This is a genomic window from Paenibacillus sp. GQ49, from assembly GCF_059759055.1.
This window is the reverse complement of record NZ_JCAXEL010000002.1, coordinates 399,993-417,287: the sequence shown is the minus strand read 5'-3', so window position 1 is coordinate 417,287 and position 17,295 is coordinate 399,993. Positions and strand designations below refer to the sequence as shown.

Annotated in this window: 16 protein-coding genes; 13 read left to right on the top strand and 3 right to left on the bottom strand. The window is 43.7% G+C overall.

From position 1 onward, the window contains the following. Nucleotides 1–143 precede the first annotated feature (143 nt). The 3 genes from AC6CIF_RS06495 to AC6CIF_RS06485 all read left to right on the top strand — a co-directional run bounded on the left by AC6CIF_RS06495 (nucleotide 144) and on the right by AC6CIF_RS06485 (nucleotide 2,143). Nucleotides 144–440 (top strand): YlaH-like family protein, encoded by a 297-nt coding sequence (locus AC6CIF_RS06495; protein WP_036614990.1) that lies wholly within the window; start codon nucleotides 144–146, stop codon nucleotides 438–440. Nucleotides 441–530: 90 nt separating this feature from the next. Continuing rightward, a complete protein-coding gene (locus AC6CIF_RS06490; RefSeq protein ID WP_036614987.1) occupies nucleotides 531–1,592 on the top strand; it encodes an LCP family protein in 1,062 nt (353 codons plus the stop codon). Nucleotides 1,593–1,690: 98 nt separating this feature from the next. Continuing rightward, on the top strand, nucleotides 1,691–2,143 hold the full coding sequence (locus tag AC6CIF_RS06485) for a pyridoxamine 5'-phosphate oxidase family protein (protein ID WP_076211583.1): 453 nt from the start codon (nucleotides 1,691–1,693) through the stop codon (nucleotides 2,141–2,143). Nucleotides 2,144–2,150: 7 nt separating this feature from the next. Here AC6CIF_RS06485 and AC6CIF_RS06480 read toward each other — a convergent pair whose 3' ends face one another. Further along, on the bottom strand, nucleotides 2,151–2,849 hold the full coding sequence (locus AC6CIF_RS06480; RefSeq protein WP_498198594.1) for a YhcN/YlaJ family sporulation lipoprotein: 699 nt from the start codon (nucleotides 2,847–2,849) through the stop codon (nucleotides 2,151–2,153). A 151-nt stretch (nucleotides 2,850–3,000) separates the two neighbouring features. Here AC6CIF_RS06480 and AC6CIF_RS06475 point away from each other — a divergent pair, with 151 nt between their 5' ends. Both AC6CIF_RS06475 and AC6CIF_RS06470 read left to right on the top strand, forming a co-directional pair. Continuing rightward, nucleotides 3,001–4,335, top strand: coding sequence for a PhoH family protein (locus AC6CIF_RS06475; RefSeq protein WP_024628438.1), 1,335 nt, complete (start codon nucleotides 3,001–3,003; stop codon nucleotides 4,333–4,335). A gap of 221 nt (nucleotides 4,336–4,556) precedes the next feature. Continuing rightward, entirely contained in the window at nucleotides 4,557–5,828 is a 1,272-nt protein-coding gene (locus AC6CIF_RS06470; protein ID WP_498198592.1) for an extracellular solute-binding protein, read from the top strand. Between the two features lie 23 nt (nucleotides 5,829–5,851). On the opposite strand, the gene AC6CIF_RS06465 is transcribed toward AC6CIF_RS06470, so the two are convergent. Together AC6CIF_RS06465 and AC6CIF_RS06460 are read right to left on the bottom strand one after the other, a co-directional pair. Then, a complete protein-coding gene (locus AC6CIF_RS06465; RefSeq protein WP_498198590.1) occupies nucleotides 5,852–6,931 on the bottom strand; it encodes a hypothetical protein in 1,080 nt (359 codons plus the stop codon). Between the two features lie 191 nt (nucleotides 6,932–7,122). Then, on the bottom strand, nucleotides 7,123–7,359 hold the full coding sequence (locus tag AC6CIF_RS06460) for a DUF2626 domain-containing protein (RefSeq protein ID WP_017687281.1): 237 nt from the start codon (nucleotides 7,357–7,359) through the stop codon (nucleotides 7,123–7,125). Between the two features lie 314 nt (nucleotides 7,360–7,673). Here AC6CIF_RS06460 and AC6CIF_RS06455 point away from each other — a divergent pair, with 314 nt between their 5' ends. The 8 genes from AC6CIF_RS06455 (at nucleotide 7,674) to bshC (ending at nucleotide 17,287) form a co-directional block, all read left to right on the top strand. Next, nucleotides 7,674–8,324 carry an RsfA family transcriptional regulator gene (locus AC6CIF_RS06455; protein WP_076211575.1) on the top strand — a complete coding sequence of 217 codons (651 nt, stop codon included), beginning with the start codon at nucleotides 7,674–7,676 and terminating at the stop codon, nucleotides 8,322–8,324. A gap of 151 nt (nucleotides 8,325–8,475) precedes the next feature. Further along, entirely contained in the window at nucleotides 8,476–9,435 is a 960-nt protein-coding gene (locus AC6CIF_RS06450; RefSeq protein WP_498198587.1) for a ketopantoate reductase family protein, read from the top strand. Beyond that, nucleotides 9,435–9,809, top strand: a complete 375-nt coding sequence (locus AC6CIF_RS06445) for a DUF3397 domain-containing protein (RefSeq protein WP_307416729.1) — start codon at nucleotides 9,435–9,437, stop codon at nucleotides 9,807–9,809. Before AC6CIF_RS06450 ends, AC6CIF_RS06445 begins: the two co-directional genes overlap by 1 nt. A 153-nt stretch (nucleotides 9,810–9,962) precedes the next feature. Further along, nucleotides 9,963–11,660 carry a peptide ABC transporter substrate-binding protein gene (locus tag AC6CIF_RS06440; RefSeq protein ID WP_498198585.1) on the top strand — a complete coding sequence of 566 codons (1,698 nt, stop codon included), beginning with the start codon at nucleotides 9,963–9,965 and terminating at the stop codon, nucleotides 11,658–11,660. Between the two features lie 189 nt (nucleotides 11,661–11,849). Beyond that, nucleotides 11,850–12,782, top strand: coding sequence for an ABC transporter permease (locus AC6CIF_RS06435; RefSeq protein WP_076211567.1), 933 nt, complete (start codon nucleotides 11,850–11,852; stop codon nucleotides 12,780–12,782). A gap of 47 nt (nucleotides 12,783–12,829) precedes the next feature. Next, a complete protein-coding gene (locus tag AC6CIF_RS06430; RefSeq protein WP_371129057.1) occupies nucleotides 12,830–13,711 on the top strand; it encodes an ABC transporter permease in 882 nt (293 codons plus the stop codon). A gap of 17 nt (nucleotides 13,712–13,728) precedes the next feature. Further along, nucleotides 13,729–15,498, top strand: a complete 1,770-nt coding sequence (locus tag AC6CIF_RS06425) for an ABC transporter ATP-binding protein (protein WP_076211563.1) — start codon at nucleotides 13,729–13,731, stop codon at nucleotides 15,496–15,498. A 157-nt stretch (nucleotides 15,499–15,655) separates the two neighbouring features. Further along, nucleotides 15,656–17,287 carry a bacillithiol biosynthesis cysteine-adding enzyme BshC gene (gene bshC / locus AC6CIF_RS06420; RefSeq protein WP_498198582.1) on the top strand — a complete coding sequence of 544 codons (1,632 nt, stop codon included), beginning with the start codon at nucleotides 15,656–15,658 and terminating at the stop codon, nucleotides 17,285–17,287. Nucleotides 17,288–17,295: the final 8 nt, after the last annotated feature.

Here is a 17,295-nt window from a genome sequence, read left to right as displayed (position 1 = left end):
AAAATCTGGGGATAACAGCGATCAGAAGAACGAGCTGAGACCGAAACGGTCACGATGCACGTACTGGCTCTCTAAGTTGCTAAAGGGAATTCCATCAACCAGTTAACTTATCCTAGCATGAACACGAAAGGAGCTGGCTGTGCATGCAAGCATGGTTCGCATCACACCCGATCGTAGCCTACATCGTCATCTTTGTATTGATTACTTACGTATATAACAAGGTGTTTCGGGTACGTCAGAAATTGCCACTGGGTAAGGAAATCGTTCTCTATATTTTGATGGCGATGGGCACATTCATGCTTCTTATTTTTCAAATCGACAAGCTGCCCATCATTCAATGTTTGCTGGTGGCGGTTGGTTTGATGTTATTAGTGAGAGTGCGTTATTTTATTGAAGGTCGTCAAAAGAAAAAAGCGGAAGCTGCCGCTCGAAACTCATAAATCCTGTCTTGTACAGACCATCCGTTTTCCTTAGGGAAAGCGGTTGTCTTTTATTTAGACAAAAACAGATGTGATAAAGGTGTTGAAGATATGAACTCAAATTCGAACGGACTGCCTCCACGGAGACAGGCACCAACGCAATCTGGTGCTTCTGGATCGAAGAATGGCAAGGGCAAGCAGCCTAAGAAGAAAAAGAGAATGAATGCTTTTGGCAGAATCCTTTTAAGTCTATTGGTTATTGCCATTGTGGTAGGCGGTGGATATGCGTACTGGGTATACAATCAAGTCGTGGATACAGGCATCGATAAACCGGTACCTCCCGGGATGTCAGCCACAACCAAACCGATCACGATGCTGTTATTAGGCACAGATAACCGTCCTGAAACTGGTACATATCTCTCGGATGTTGTTATGGTGGCTTCGTTGAATCCGGAGACCAAGACGGCAACCATTGTATCTTTGCCTCGAGACACGCGTATTCAATTGGATGGGTACAAATCCAACAAGCTGAATTCCTATTATCCAAGATTCAAAGCACAGGAAAAAACCACTGGCAAAAATGCAGAGGATCAGATGAAAGAAATGATGGGCAAGTATTTGGATGTAGATATTAATTATACAACCGTCCTGAATTTCCAGGCATTCCGTGATGCTGTCAATGCCGTGGGTGGCGTGGATGTGACTGTGGATAAAAATATGTGTTATAGAGATACAGCCGATGGTACAGATATCAATCTGGTCGCAGGCGCACAACATCTTGATGGTAAAGCAGCACTAGATTTTGTTCGTTACCGCAAATCCAATTGTAATCCAAAGACTGATGAATCCAATGACTTTGATCGTAATAAACGTCAAAACCAAGTGCTAAACTCCATGCTGGATCAGATGAAATCTCTTGGGGGCATTACAAAGATCAGCAAAGTGATTGGTGCAGTTGACAAGAATATGACGACAGATGTGGAATCGGAACAAATGAAAAACTTTATCTCGACGTATTGGAACATTTCCACTTCGGATGTGCACTATACTCCGGTTACCGGAGAGTGGAGAAGTCCATATGTGTATATTAATGAGACGGAACTCGCCAATGCAAAGCAGGCCTTACAAGATACACTTTCAGGTAAAGTAACGGCTTCACCTTCAGGCGAATAACCTTCATTCTTTTGGGATTGGAAGCACGTTAATCGGTATGCTATAATAACATAAACCAAGTACAAGAATTGCATAAAGAAGGTTAGGGGGCTGGTTGAATGTCCGAAGCCGTCACACAATTAACTGAATCTCTTTTACAGCAATTCAAGAATGAGACCTTTGTGCTTCTTAGCACAGTGGATGTAGAATCCGGAGGTCCGACTTCAACAGCCATCTCCTGGATTTATGCGGAGAATGCTTCTACTTTTCGTTTAGCGATCGATCATCGTTCACGTTTGGTGAATAACATGATTACTAATCCGCTCATTACGGTGACTGTCTTTGGAGAAGAGACGGTGTACGCAGTGAACGGGCGTGCTGCGGTACGACAAGATCCGCTGCAGGACGTTCCATTTAATATGTGCTGTTTCGACATTACAATTGAAGCGGTGAGGAATGCTCTGTTTTACGGCGCTCAATTGTCCTCTGTGCCTCAATATGTCAAAATATATGATCAGCGTGCTGCTGAGAAATTAGATGAGCAGGTTTTTGCTGCCATGAAAAAAGCCTAGTGAGAGATCACTGGGCTTTTTGTTGTCTTTTGTCGGATGAATGCAGCTGCTGCATTTGTTGTTTTTGATTCACATGTTCATCCGGATTCTGACGGACTTTGACGTCTTTCGGGAGTTGAGGGATAATTCGTCCCACCATGTCAGCAAGTTCTGAAGCAAAACCGGAGATTGGGTGCCCTTGCCGAATATGTTCACCGATTTCTTTAATTCGTTCAGTAACATCTGCATCTGCAGTAACGATGGAATCTACACCTTCGGGGTCTTTGCGAAGTGCTTCGGCAACAGCGTACTTAATGGTACCAACCCGAGCACGTTCCAGTTCACCATCAACATCGATCCCAACTACGGCTGTATTTCCGAGTATGACGCAGTTCGCATCTTCAACACCTTCCACTTGCTTGGCAAGGGCTTTAAGGTGATTGATTCGTTTTTCATTGGGCATCCGGCCACTCTTTGCATCATCCGCAATGTTGGTATCATGGACTTCACCTGTATCCTCATTGAGGTGGTCCAAACGTGAAGGATTCATCCGATCTTCCTGTGCATTGAGCATGCGAGATCCTTTCCTTTGATCTTGCTGAGTTGTTATATTTCCTCCGTAACTTCTTGGATGCGATGTATGTGGCTCCTGTGAAGCACTGCGTGTGGAACTGTTGCAACCTGTAAGTATAAAGATCAGAAGCAGCGTGCAAACCCATTTTTTCATAAATGTCATCCTTTCTTGGAGTTTTTCAGAATGGTTGACAATTATTTTGCCCTAGTCGAATACATTTATGTATGGGATCATGATTGTCCATGCCGCTGCTGAAAGATCACACTATCCATGCCTTTAACGACGCCGCTTTGGAGGGGATTGAATGAAAAAGATTTTTGTATTGGATACCAACGTGCTTCTGCATGACCCCAATGCCATATTTGCCTTTGAGGAACATGAGGTAATCATTCCCGCGGTTGTACTGGAGGAGATCGACTCCAAAAAAAGAAATGCCGATGAAATTGGGCGTAATGCCCGTAATGTGTCCAGACTGTTGGATGGATTGCGAGAGCTGGGTCACTTGCACAGTGGGGTACCTTTGGCTAATGGAGGTAACCTGAAAGTAGAGCTGAATCATCGGAGTTTCGTGAAAGTTCAGGAAATGTTTGGTGAAGTGTCCAACGATAATCGCATTTTGGCTGTCGCACTGAATTACCAGATTGAGGAGAATGAAAAGGAAGTAGTCGAACGTCAGGTCGTGCTTGTCAGTAAAGATGTACTTGTGCGTATCAAAGCGGATGTACTTGGTCTGTTTACACAGGATTACTTATCAGATCGGACGGCAGGACTCAGTGAGTTATATCCAGGTTATACGGCCCTAAAAGTTCATCCGTCAGTGATTGATGAGTTTTACACATATCGTTTTTTACCGATCAAACCGTTACAGTTGTCTTATTCGTTGTACCCGAATGAATTTGTCATTCTCAAGGATGAGATGGGAACCAATAAATCGGCTTTGCTTAAAGTGAACACAGAGGGAACAAAGCTGGAGCCGCTTTTCCTCAGTAATGATAATGTCTGGGGTATTAGCGCACGTAACGCACAACAACGCATGGCACTGGAACTGCTTTTGAATGATGACATCCCGCTTGTTACGATCACCGGTAAAGCCGGAACAGGGAAAACCTTGCTGGCACTTGCAGCAGGTCTGCTTAAGGTAGAGGATGATCATAAATACAAAAAACTGTTGATCGCTCGTCCTGTCGTTCCGATGGGGAAAGATATCGGTTACTTGCCTGGTGAGAAGGAAGAAAAACTACGTCCATGGATGCAGCCAATATATGATAATCTGGAGTTTTTGTTTGACACCAAAAAAGCCGGAGATATCGATAAAATTCTAATGGGGCTTGGCAGTATTCAGGTGGAGGCCTTAACATACATTCGTGGAAGATCGATACCTGGACAGTTTATCATTATTGATGAAGCCCAGAATCTGTCGCGCCACGAAGTGAAGACCATTGTATCAAGGGTCGGTGAAGGCAGTAAGATTATTTTGATGGGAGACCCCGAACAGATAGACCATCCGTATCTTGATTCTGCCAGTAACGGTCTGACCTATATCGTGGAACGGTTCAAACAAGAGGGAATCAGCGGACACATCATGCTCGAAAAAGGAGAACGGTCCAAGCTGGCACAACTTGCAGCTGATTTATTGTAATATTTAGGGGATTTATTTCCCGGAAAATGTTGTTATTGAAGCCGGCTCAAGGAGCCGGCTTTTTGCTGAAAAAATAAGTAAGCGTTATTACACAGAACTCGATATGCTCGTATTATGCAAAAATCCGAAAAAGTGTTTTTCGGCAGGGTAGGACAAGAGTACTATTTATTTGTTACAATAATTGCTGCAGGAAAAAACTAGGTGAGCAGGGAGGGAAGTTAATGAAGCGTAGACATCAGGTTGTTTTGTTCGCGGTATTGCTGCTTTCGTTAACGATCTTGTCACCGAGTTTTGACTTTAGAGGTTCGCAGCTCAATCAGGAACGCGATCAGGAGAAGGATGCTTTTCCTGGGTCTTCGTCCCGTAATGAAGATGCTCAAGCTCCGTTGGAGATTGTAGTGGCCATGTCGGATGAAGAGTTCCAAGCCTTTCAAAAAATAGCCAAAGAAGTTGCTGCTTCCCAGCTGGTAGAAATTAATCTTCGGAATGAGAAGCCGGATACATATAAACATGTTTTGGATCTTGAATTTTCACTGGGAGAGAACGGTGATGTTGTTCTGCTTGGTAGTGAGGAAGTGCAATACTATGCCCAAAAAGGGTACCTGTATCCGTTAAACGGAACCACATTATCGAAGTCGCTAGGAGATACGGTTGTTGGATTACGGGGAATGACAGAGTGGAATGGTTATCAGTGGGGAATGCCTTTTGATTTTGATCCGTACATTCTGGCTGCACAATCTTCATTTCTGAAGAGAGCTGGTCTGGGGTCATTACCTCGCAATAAAGATCAGTGGGTCAAACTTACTCAACAAGCCATTGCGGAAGGCATCCCTTTAATAACAATGAACATCAATGATGTGTACGGGACGAATGCGTGGCTGAATCATTTGGAACCGAGGATGGCACCAGATCAAGTCAAACGAACACAAATAGATTCGCAAACGGGAGATCTTCAGCAGGGGATTCAGTTGATGAATCAGATTCAGCCCCTTATTAGGCTTGATTCTACCAATTCGGGGTTCTCTCCGACTGCTGACCAGAACGACACACCGATGGTTGTATCATTGTTATCTCAATTATTAAGTGCGGATCAAGCGAGTACTCTTGATAAAGATTCTTTGGAGCGGATTTCTTTCGAAACCTTGGAAACTGTAAACTCCAGAAGCTTTGTTATTACTGCGGGTTCGGTTGAGGCTGAGGAGGCCAGTAGATGGATTGAAGGAATGACGTCCGCTACGACACAGCTGAAATGGTACCAACAGGTTAACCGGTTGCCCGCTAAGCAACAGGAACTGGATATGGAGTCTGAGAAACTCGTTGGACGTTACGACATGACAAAGGGACAATCCTGGTTCTCAACCACCCAAGATGTCCCCGCTGCAACGACCAAAAGTCATACTCTAATAACTCGTTTTCATCAAAAAGTACAACAATTCTTAAAAGGAGAAATTACAGCGAATCAATACGTAGACAGTATTAGAACGACGAATTAACTTTAAGTTCGTGTTCAACCTCTTTAAAATGATATAGCTAGTTTCACTTCCAGTACGCCTTCACTTGTTGAAACATCGGTTGCTTTGACAAACGACAGGATTTTCTGCGGATAGAACCCAAGGTCAAATTCTCTTTCCAGCATTCGACGAGTCGTATCTGGTAATTCAAGCTGGTTGAATACAAGTTTGTCCACATGAAAACGAATGGAGTTTTGAGGTTCATTTTCTACCGTATAATGTCCTTCAATGCTTAATTGCAACTGATCCCGCTGACCGGAAGCTATAATCTTATCCTGGTTAAACTGAAAGGCAAAGTCTTCAAAGATTGAATTTTGGGAACGCAGAAATGCATTAAGCTCATCCTGCCCAATTCGAATCGTATACGTTGTTCCAGTCGTGGATATGCCTCCGTTTTGTTTTTGGATAAAATCGGGCAGGTTCTGCATGGCAGATGCCAATGCTTTGAAATATCGTTTCACCTCATAGATGCCGATATTCTCCCAATAAAGGGTCAGTTCATCCATCATTTTCTGAATTGCTGCCGCATCTCCGCTAGTGGCTATTTGGGCATCCATTTCTTTTTGCAAGGTGACTACACGTTCCCGCTGGTTCTGAAGATTAGTCTTCATTTCGGTTAATTCTGTTGTAGTCTGACGAATCTGAGTGGAAGTCTGTTGCAGATTGCGATAACGGTCCTGATACTTGTCCAGCACAGCCTGATCCCGTCCGATAATAATCTGGTAATAATCATACAGTACAAACAGGTCTTTGAATGACCTGGCTCCCAGAACCGTCATGAGGAGGCTGTCGCGTTCTCCTGTGTAGTAGGACCTTACTACAGCTCCGGCCCGATCTTGCTGAATATGTATCTGTTCTTCCTGTTCCTGAAGCTGGACGGATAATGTCTCGTATTGTTGAGCCAACTGCTTCTGCCTTTCGGCGATGCGTTCGATTTCGTGATCGATTTCAACAATGGATAGACTTTTTTGCAATATCTCACGTGTATCCTCAGGTGAAGACTCTCCATAGGCATGGGCTAAAGGTAGCTGGAGGAATAAAATGATGCATAATATAAAGGCGGCAATGCCGTATTGACGTTTCACCGATCCATTCTCCTTTCCACTTTCCACTTCTTAAATGACTATCGTACAGGCTGGTTGCCTTCCAGACAATATATGAAACAAATACGTGAAATATCCTTAGTGGTTACATAACACCACGAACATTCATTTAATCTGAACAAAACAAAAAAGCAACCCGACAGATATCGGATCACTTTGATGCTGCAGGTGGATTAGAGCGGCAACCCCATTTCGAATACGGTCCAGTAGCTGAACCCCGTGAATGTTACGATCATATAACCCCAGAAGAGCAATATGTACGTTCGCTCGGTAAATTTCAAGTATCCCAAAATGACAAAAAACGCAGTCTGCAGGAAAAAAAGCAAAGCCATTTCGACCAGATCTCCCGCAAAAGCCATCAGGCCAATTGCAAGCGTGAAGAACCCGAGTACCCGAAACATGCGTGCCACGGTAAATCCTCCTCTCCTAAGTACGTTCATAGATTGTCTACACAACATTATACCGGGAAAGGAAAAACGTGTAAACAAATTTGGATATGAAAGCGAATTCTTTTTTTGCTAAAAGTAAGTATAGAGGGATATGTTTTGCATATGTCACGTATGAGCAAGCCTGAATGTGGAAATACATTTTAGTATGAAATCAATTCTATGAACTCTATGAGAGGCATAAGAATGAATGAAGCAGCTTTTATACCTAATTCACATACCGGGCTTCCGGTAATGCGGACGGTTATTTTAGGATGTTGTTAGGAGGGTATTATAGCATGACTGCAGTGAGACAGGATGCTTGGAGTACAGAGGACGATTTGATATTGGCTGAGGTTACTTTGCGTCATATTCGGGAAGGCAGTACACAATTGGCCGCTTTTGAAGAGGTGGGCGAAAAAATAGGCAGAACATCTGCCGCATGCGGTTTTCGCTGGAATAGTTGTGTACGTAAAAAGTATGATTCTGCCATTAGTAACGCCAAGGCACAACGACAAAAACGAAGTTATCTCAGAAAGCAGCCAGCTATGCTCGGACCGCAGGTTGCAGCGTTGTCTACCCTGGACACGGAAGAACATCTGTACAAATCAGATGGGATCTCAGACGATTCATTATCGATGGATGCAGTAATCCGCTTCCTGCGACAATGGAAGGGAACGGTGCAGGAGAGTAATCGTCAACTCAAGATGCTGGAGAAGGAGCTTCGGGAGAAAGAAGATGAATTGCTTGAACTACGTCTTGAGAATGACCGTCTCTCCAAGGAAGTGAATGAAGTACAGACGGATTACCGTGTGGTGAATGACGACTACAAAGCTTTGATTCAGATTATGGATCGGGCTCGCAGACTCGCATTTTTGTCCGAAGAAGAAGAGGAACTTAAGACACGTTTCAAGATGGATGCCAACGGGAATCTGGAACGAATTGAATAACAAGTTCAGACGTTTGATTGGTGAAAGTCAGGTATGAACCCGCCACACCTCCGTTACACAACGGCAGGTATGACGGGTTTTTAGTTTGGTGTTTTTGTTCTATTATAGATATATAGAAGAGTAACTACTGAAGCGGAGAGGAGTGCATCATATGATCATTGACATCGTAGGAGCGGGAGCACTTGGTCTTTTGTATGGAGGGAAACTACTGGCGTCAGGTAACCAGGTCAGGTTTTGGACGAGAACAACTGCTCAGGCAGACCTCCTCAGCCATGATGGAGTAACCATTGTGGAACAAGACGAGGAGATACATATTCTACCGGATCAAATACAGGCGAAACCAATAAGTGAACTGACTGACACATGGAAGAAAACACCAGGAGAGTGGTTACTGCTCATGGTTAAGCAGACAAGCATGGATGATTTCATTCATGAGATTAGTCCATTACAAGATCATGTGCTGAATGTCGCTTGTTTTCAGAATGGGATGGGCCATCTGGCAAAACTTCAAGCAGCTTTGCCAAAGTCGCTTCTGTGTAGTGCGGTTACAACAGAAGGTGCGAAGCGTACACAAAGTCAGGTGACTCGTGCAGGTACAGGTGAAACCAGGCTGGGGAGGTACAACATACATATTGTAGCTTCTACCTCTATAGAGGAGAAGAGAACATTTACTCTGTCGGGATCGTTGCAGCAGGCAGGATTTGACTGTACAGTGTCGAATGAAATCGATAAGCTGATATACAGGAAACTATTGATTAATTCAGTCATTAACCCGCTCACGGCACTATGGCGAGTCCCTAATGGAGAATTGATCGTCAAGGAAGAACGAAAGAGGCTAATGCGCCAGTTATATGATGAAGTATTGTTAATCTACTCTGCAAGTGGAATATGTTTGGATCAGGATATGTGGGATCAACTAATATCGGTCTGTCGTTCTACTGCCACGAATACTTCCTCCATGCTTGCAGATGTTCTCGCTGGACGTGGTACAGAAGTGAGGTCAATCAACGGTCATATTGTAAGAATGGCACAGAAGTTGAACCTTGTTGCACCTACACATGAAATACTGCTTCATCTGATTGAAGGAATGCAACTGGAAGGAGTGAATTAATGGGACTTTTTATTGTGTTGAGCATATTGCCCTTTTTTCCGTTCTTTCTTGTTTATTGGGGAATGTACGTATGGAAAAAAGACAAACGGAACGCCATGCGGATGGCAATGGATGTAACCACTTTTTTTCTTGTTTTTTCAGTATCGGCGTTATTCAACTTAACATTTGATTCGAATTTTGGTTTTTATCTGACACTATTACTCATACTACTAGCACTTGGATTCATCGGAGGTGCGCAAAATCGACTAAAGGGGAAGGTCGATGGGGGAAGAATGTTCCGGGCCGTATGGCGCATGGCCTTCATCATTATGAGTTTCGGGTATATTTTGTTTACTTTATTTGGATTATTTAGATACTTCATGAAACAGATGTAAGGTTACATAACGCAAAAGAGGCAAAAAATGTGTCGATTTTGTCGAAAACTGAAAAAAACATTACTTTCTGAAAAAGTAATGTAGATTTTTTTGACCGGTGGTTGTATAATCTATAAACATATAAACCATATCAATTTAGGGGGAACGTGTTAGATGAAAAGGAAAAGTCTATTAGTCCTTTTGACGCTGATTTTGGCGTTCGGTACCGTACTTGCAGCGTGCGGATCGAAAAACGAAGGCACAGGTAACACCGATACTGGTTCTGCAAGCGAAGGAAATGGTCTTGCGAAAGATCAAATTCTGAAAATCAACCTGTCAGCTGAACCTCCTACGTTGGACCCGGCTCAAGCAAAAGACAGCCAAACCAACACAGTTCTGAAATTCTTGTATGAAGGTCTTGTACGCATCGATGCTGATGGTAAAGAACAAGCGGGCGTAGCTAAAGACTGGACAATCTCCGAAGATGGTTTGAAATATGTTTTCAACCTGAACCCGGATGCTAAATGGAGCAACGGTGATGCAATCACTGCCGAAGACTTTGTTCGTTCTTGGGAACGTGCTTTGAAACCGGAAACAGCTTCTCCATATGCATACCAATTGTACTATATTAAAGGTGCTGAAGGTTACAACCTCAGCAAAGATGAAACATACAAAGGTACTAAAGTCACAGATTTCTCACAAGTAGGCGTTAAAGCTACTGATGAGCACACATTGGAAGTAACGTTGGAAAACCCAACACCTTACTTCTTGGGTCTGACAGCATTCTACACGTACTACCCAGTACATGCATCTGCTGACACCAATGACAAATTCTTCACAGACTACAAAAACATGATCGTTAACGGACCATTTGTAATGGATCAATACTCTAAAGGTCAAAAAATTGTTGTGAAGAAAAACGATGGTTACCATGCAGCTGCCGATATTAAATTGGCTCAAATCGATATGTCTCTGACAAACAGCAGTGCTTCCGAACTGCAAGCTTACAAATCAGGACAATTGGACTACACTGGTGCACCTAACGGTGAAATTCCATCCGACCAAATTCCTTCTGTAAAAGCGGAATTGCCGGACGAGTTCAAAGCTACTGGTATTGCAAGTACGTACTACTATCAGTTCAACGTAAACGAAGCACCATTTAACAACGTTAAAATCCGTAAAGCATTTGCAATGGCAATTCAGCGTCAGCTGATTGTTGACAAAGTTACACAAGGTGGACAAATTCCAGCATTCGGCTTTGTACCTCCAGGTATCCGTGGTGAAAACGGCGAATTCCGTGATGAGCACAAAGACGATTACTTCACAGAAAATGTGGAAGAAGCTAAAGCATTGCTTGCTGAAGGTATGAAAGAAGAAGGTTACACAACATTGCCAGCTGTTACGTTGATCTACAACACTAGTGATGGTCACGCGAAAATCGCTTTGGCGGTTGCTGACATGTGGAAACAAAATCTTGGTGTTGATGTGAAAACAGAAAACCAAGAGTGGGGCGTATTCCTTGAGAACCGTCAAAACCAAAACTTCCAAGTAGCTCGTGCAGGTTGGTCTGCTGACTACAACGATCCATACAACTTCTTGGAAATGTGGACTACTGGAAACACAAACAATGATTCCAAATTCAGCAACGAACAGTATGACAAAGACGTTAAAGAAACTGTAAAATCTGCTGATCCAGCTGCACGTATGGCTGCATTTGCTGACGCTGAGAAAATCCTGATTCAAGATGAAATGGGCGTTATGCCAATCTATTATTACACTAACGTATCTTTGACTAAGCCTTACCTGAAAGGCGTACAACTTGATTTCAGTGGAGCTATTGACTTCACGCGTGCATATCTGGAAGAGAAATAAGTTGTTCTGAAGTCTAATATGAATACTTCGGGATATATATGTGGAATTCCATATATATCCCGATTTTTTGTATGTGCACCGATTTTCCTTATAATTCTTGAAATTTCCGATAAATGGATTGGACTTTATTTCTGTCTAATTCTACAATCGATTTGTATACAAAATATTGTTTGTGGAGGTGTGCAAGGGTTGGTTAAGTATGTGTTGAAAAAACTATTATTTATGCTGCTATCGCTTTTCATACTCGCATCTGCAACCTTCTTCCTGATGAAGGCTATTCCGGGTGACCCTTTTACATCCGAGAAAAAAGTATCGCCTGAAATTCGGGTCTTGCTGGAACAGAAGTATGGATTGGACAAACCGATGTATGAACAATACCTGAAGTATATGGGTGGAATCCTTAAGGGAGATTTCGGAGTCTCAATGAAATATCTCAATCGAGATGTAGCCGGAATGATCGGCGAAACATTCACCGCTTCGTTGAAGCTTGGAGTGTTTGCAATTGTTATCTCCATTATCGTGGGTGTTTTGCTGGGGCTTATTGCTGCAGTTTACCATCGTAAACTCATTGATGATATCACGATGATCCTGGCTGTCATAGGTATAGCTGTTCCGAGCTTCTTGCTGGCGTCACTATTGCAGTATCTCTTTGCTACTAAATTAGGCTGGTTTAACGTTATGGGCTTTGATGGTCCATTGGATTACGTTCTTCCGGTTGCAGCGCTATCTGCATCTCCGATTGCTTTTATCGCTCGTTTGACGCGTTCAAGCATGCTTGAAGTCTTACATGCAGATTATATCAAAACAGCTAAAGCCAAAGGTCTGAAATGGCCTGCAATTATGTTCAAACACGTTGTAAGAAACGGTATTCTACCGGTAGTAACTTATGTTGGTCCAATGACAGCGAATATCATCACAGGTTCCGTTGTAATTGAACAGATCTTTAACATCGGGGGAATTGGTAAAGTATTCGTAGAGAGTATCACAAACCGTGATTACACTATGATCATGGGGATTACAATTTTCTATGGTATCCTCCTGATGTTGGCTCGTTTCTTTACGGATATCGCTTACGTGCTGATTGATCCTAGAATTAAGCTGGAAAGCCGGAAGGGGGCATAACGTTGTCTGGCACGAATAATAAAAAGAATGAAACGGCGAACACGAACCTGACTAGTCAGGCAGCGGTTAAACCGCAAGAAAGTGTATCCCTTTTTAAAGATGCCATGTACAGACTTGCAACCAATAAGGCTGCTATGATAAGTCTGGGTGTATTGGTTCTTGTCGTGATTTTCTCTTTGATTGGTCCAACTTCTTTGTTTACAAGTTATAATTATTATTCCAATGATTTGTTGAATGCCAATGCAGCGCCGAGTGCGGAGCACTGGTTCGGTACGGACGAGCTTGGTCGTGACGTGTGGGTAAGAACTTGGGTAGGAGCACGTGTATCCCTTACTGTAGGTTTGGCCGCAGCCTTGATTGACCTTGTTATCGGGGTTATTTATGGAGCGATCATGGGTTTCTACGGTGGACGTGTAGATGGAATTATGAACAAGTTTTCCGAAATCCTCTACTCCTTGCCGTACATGCTTGTTGTAATTTTGTTGCTGGTTGTACTGGAACCAAGTCTGACAACGATTATCATTGCCCTCACCATCACAGGCTGGATCAGCATGTCATGGATTGTGCGTGGTGAAATCATGCAACTCAAAAACAGAGACTTTATTCTTGCTGCAAGGTCCATGGGAGCAAGCACAGGGCGTCAATTGTTCCGTCATTTGCTGCCCAATGCAATAGGGCCGATTCTTGTAACATTGACGTTGTCTATTCCAAATGCAATCTTTGCTGAAGCGTTCCTGAGCTTCCTTGGATTGGGTGTATCAGCACCAAGATCTTCACTTGGTTCTATGATCAATGATGCACTTACAGGCTGGACGCTATTCCCGTGGCGGATGTGGTTCCCAGCAGGTCTGATGGTTCTTACAATGCTTGCATTTAACTTGCTCGGAGACGGCCTGCGTGACGCACTCGATCCGAAATTACGTAAATAGAAACAGGAGGTGGGATTATGGAGCCGATTTTAACTGTCAAAGACCTGAGTGTGTCGTTCTCAACACGTTCTGGTGAATTTGATGCCGTTAAACATGTGAGTTTTGAACTTGGCAAAGGAGAGACGCTGGGGATCGTAGGTGAATCGGGTAGTGGTAAGAGTGTTACCGCCCAAACCATCATGAAATTGATTCCCTCCCCGCCTTCGAAGGTCAAAAGCGGAGAAATTACTTTTCACGGGCAAGACCTGCTGAATAAGACAGACAAACAAATGGAAGCGATTCGTGGTAAAGATATCGGTATGATCTTCCAAGATCCAATGACTTCATTGAATCCTACCATTAAAATTGGTAAACAAATTACCGAAGTATTGCGCAAGCATCAGAACATGTCCAAACAAGCGGCGAATAAAGCAGCTTTGGAGATGCTTGAACTTGTCGGTATCAAAAATGCGGCTATTCGCATGAATCATTATCCTCACCAATTCTCTGGTGGTATGCGTCAGCGTGCCATGATTGCGATCGCACTTGCATGTCGTCCATCCCTTCTGATTGCGGATGAACCGACAACTGCACTTGACGTTACAATTCAAGCTCAAATTCTGGATGTCATGAAAGACATGCAGCAAAAGCTGGGAACATCGATCATGCTGATTACGCATGACCTTGGTGTTGTAGCAGGTATGTGTGACCGTGTTGTTGTTATGAAGGAAGGCGAAGTTGTTGAAACAGGAACGACTGCTGAAATCTTTAGTAACCCTCAACATCCATACACCATTAAATTGCTGAATGCTTTGCCTCGTCTGGACGAGCCCAAAAAGGAAAAACCAGCTCCGGCTGGTATTATCAAAGGCAGCAATAAGCCTCTGGTACAAGTGAAAAACTTGAAACAGCACTTTAATTTGGGTAAAGGTAACATTCTCAAAGCGGTCAATGACGTAAGCTTTGATATCTTTGAAGGTGAAACACTTGGCGTTGTAGGTGAGTCTGGCTGTGGTAAATCCACAACAGGTCGTACCATTCTGCGTCTTTATGAGCCAACTGGCGGAAATGTTAACTTCAACGGAACGGATATCTACAAGTTGTCCCCGCGCAAAATGAAAGAAATGCGTAAAGATATGCAAATGATTTTCCAAGATCCATATGCATCTCTTAACCCGCGTTTTAATGTTATGGATATTATCGGGGAGTCCCTCGATATTCATGGTCTGGCTTCCAGTTCTAAAGAGCGCAAGAGACGAGTGGAAGAGCTGCTTGATCTGGTAGGTTTGAACCCAAGTCATGCACTCCGTTATCCACATGAATTCTCTGGTGGTCAAAGACAACGGATTGGAATTGCGCGTGCACTTGCTGTAGACCCTAAATTCATCATCTGTGATGAGCCATTGTCTGCACTGGATGTATCCATTCAGGCGCAGGTCGTGAAATTGCTTGAAGAACTTCAACAACGTCTCGGCTTGACATACCTGTTTATTGCGCATGATTTGTCGATGGTTAAACATATCAGTGACCGTGTCGCTGTAATGTACATGGGTAAAGTGGTTGAGCTCGCAGAAAGTGAAGAACTGTATGCGAACCCTGTCCACCCTTATACCAAAACGTTGCTTTCAGCAATCCCTGTACCTGATCCGGAAGTGGAAGCGAACAAACGTCGCATCTTGCTGCCGGAAGAGCATATGAGCCCGATTCAGAATGGATCTGGTGGTCCTGCAAATGACCCGTACAATCTGGAAAATGCTCAATTGATTGAGGTTTCCAAAGGTCACTGGGTTGCAGAACCTTACGTATAACAGTAATTTTAAAGCGATATGCTATTATTGATGTATTAAGAGCCGCCGACTCGTTCGGCGGTTTTTTTCGTATTTTAATCACTTTCTTTTGACGAAGCGGCCTTGAATTCGGTACAATCAAGAAAGGCTCTTTGAAGCAGAATAGGAGGCAGACCTCATGAACGGTATTACCGAGGCACTCCGCAGCGGATCAAGACTTGCAGAAGATTATATCTGTTCAAGAGATGCTGCGCGTGGCCTTTACGAGTATGACATTCGCTGGGAATCAGGACTTCAGGCGCGTGCCGAGTGGCTGGACCAATCGGAAAACACACGTATTGATCGTCGTGATCTGGCAGAGTATTTACGTATATATAATAAGCGGGTGAACGACCATGGAGAGGTTCATGCGTCCATCACACGTCTTGCAGAAGAAGATGCACTAGTGGTTACAGGAGGACAGCAGAGCGGTCTGCTCACCGGACCACTGTTCGTCATATACAAAGCCGCCAGCGTAGTGGCAGCTGCGCGTGAAGCGGAAGAAAGACTTCAACGTCCGGTAGTCCCAGTATTTTGGATTGCCGGTGAAGACCATGACTGGGATGAGGTTAACCACACGTATCTGCCTGATCATCAGGGAGACATCAAGAAGGTCAAGTTACAAGGACGATTCGCAGGAAGGGATTCTGTCAGTAATGTTCATGTGGATACACAGCAGTGGATGAATGTACTCGAACAGGTGGAACATCTTTTACCTGATACGATACATAAACCAGGACTGATGAAATGTATCACAGAGATCCATCATTCCAGTTCGAATCTGAGTGATGCATTTGCCCGCATGATATCTGCCTTGTTTGCCAGCAGTGGCCTTGTTCTAATGGATGCATCGGATCCAGATTTACGCAGGTTGGAACAGCCTGTGTTTGAGCGGTTGATACGAAAAAATGAAATGCTGCGCAACGCATACACACAAGGTGCTTCGCTGGTACAACAAGCTGGTTATGCTATGCCTGCCGAAGTAGCAGAGGATGGAGCCAATCTGTTCTACATTCATGAAGGTGCGCGTCTACTCTTGTTGTTGAAAGACGGGTTATATAGTGATCGCAAAGGTTTGGTTTCTTTCACAGAGGAACGTTTGCTTCAGGAACTGGGAGAACATCCGGAGCGCTTCAGTAACAACGTACTGACACGACCATTAATGCAAGATTCTGTGCTGCCTGTAGCCGCTGTTATTTTGGGGCAAGGTGAAATTGCATATTGGGGTTTGACTCGGGAGGCATTCCGTCAGTTCGGACTGCAAATGCCCATTTTGTTGCCACGGTTGTCTTTCACCATTATGGAAGATACTCATCACAAACATATGAAACAATATGGACTTTCTTTTCAGGATGTTCAATATCATATGGAAAAAAAGAAGGAGCAGTGGCTCGCACAGCAGGAGACGTTCCAGGTAGATGAACAGTTTGACAAGGTTCAGGAAGCGTTTCTTGATCTGTATGGACCGTTGCTAGATGAGATCGCGGAGATTCATCCGGGGCTGGAACGAATTGGCGATACCAATTTGAGTAAAATCAACGAGCAAATGCAGTATCTGAAACAGCAGACTCACAAAGCTATCGAAGATAAACACAATGTGAGTCTAAGGCACTGGAATGGCATTCAGAACTCCTTATTCCCAACGGGCAAACCACAGGAACGAGTACATAATGCACTCTTTTACCTGAATCGTTATGGCACCGAGTGGATCGATGAACTGATTAAGGCCTCAAGCGAATTCCTTGGAGAGCATAAGGTTATTGCACTATAGAGCCCTTT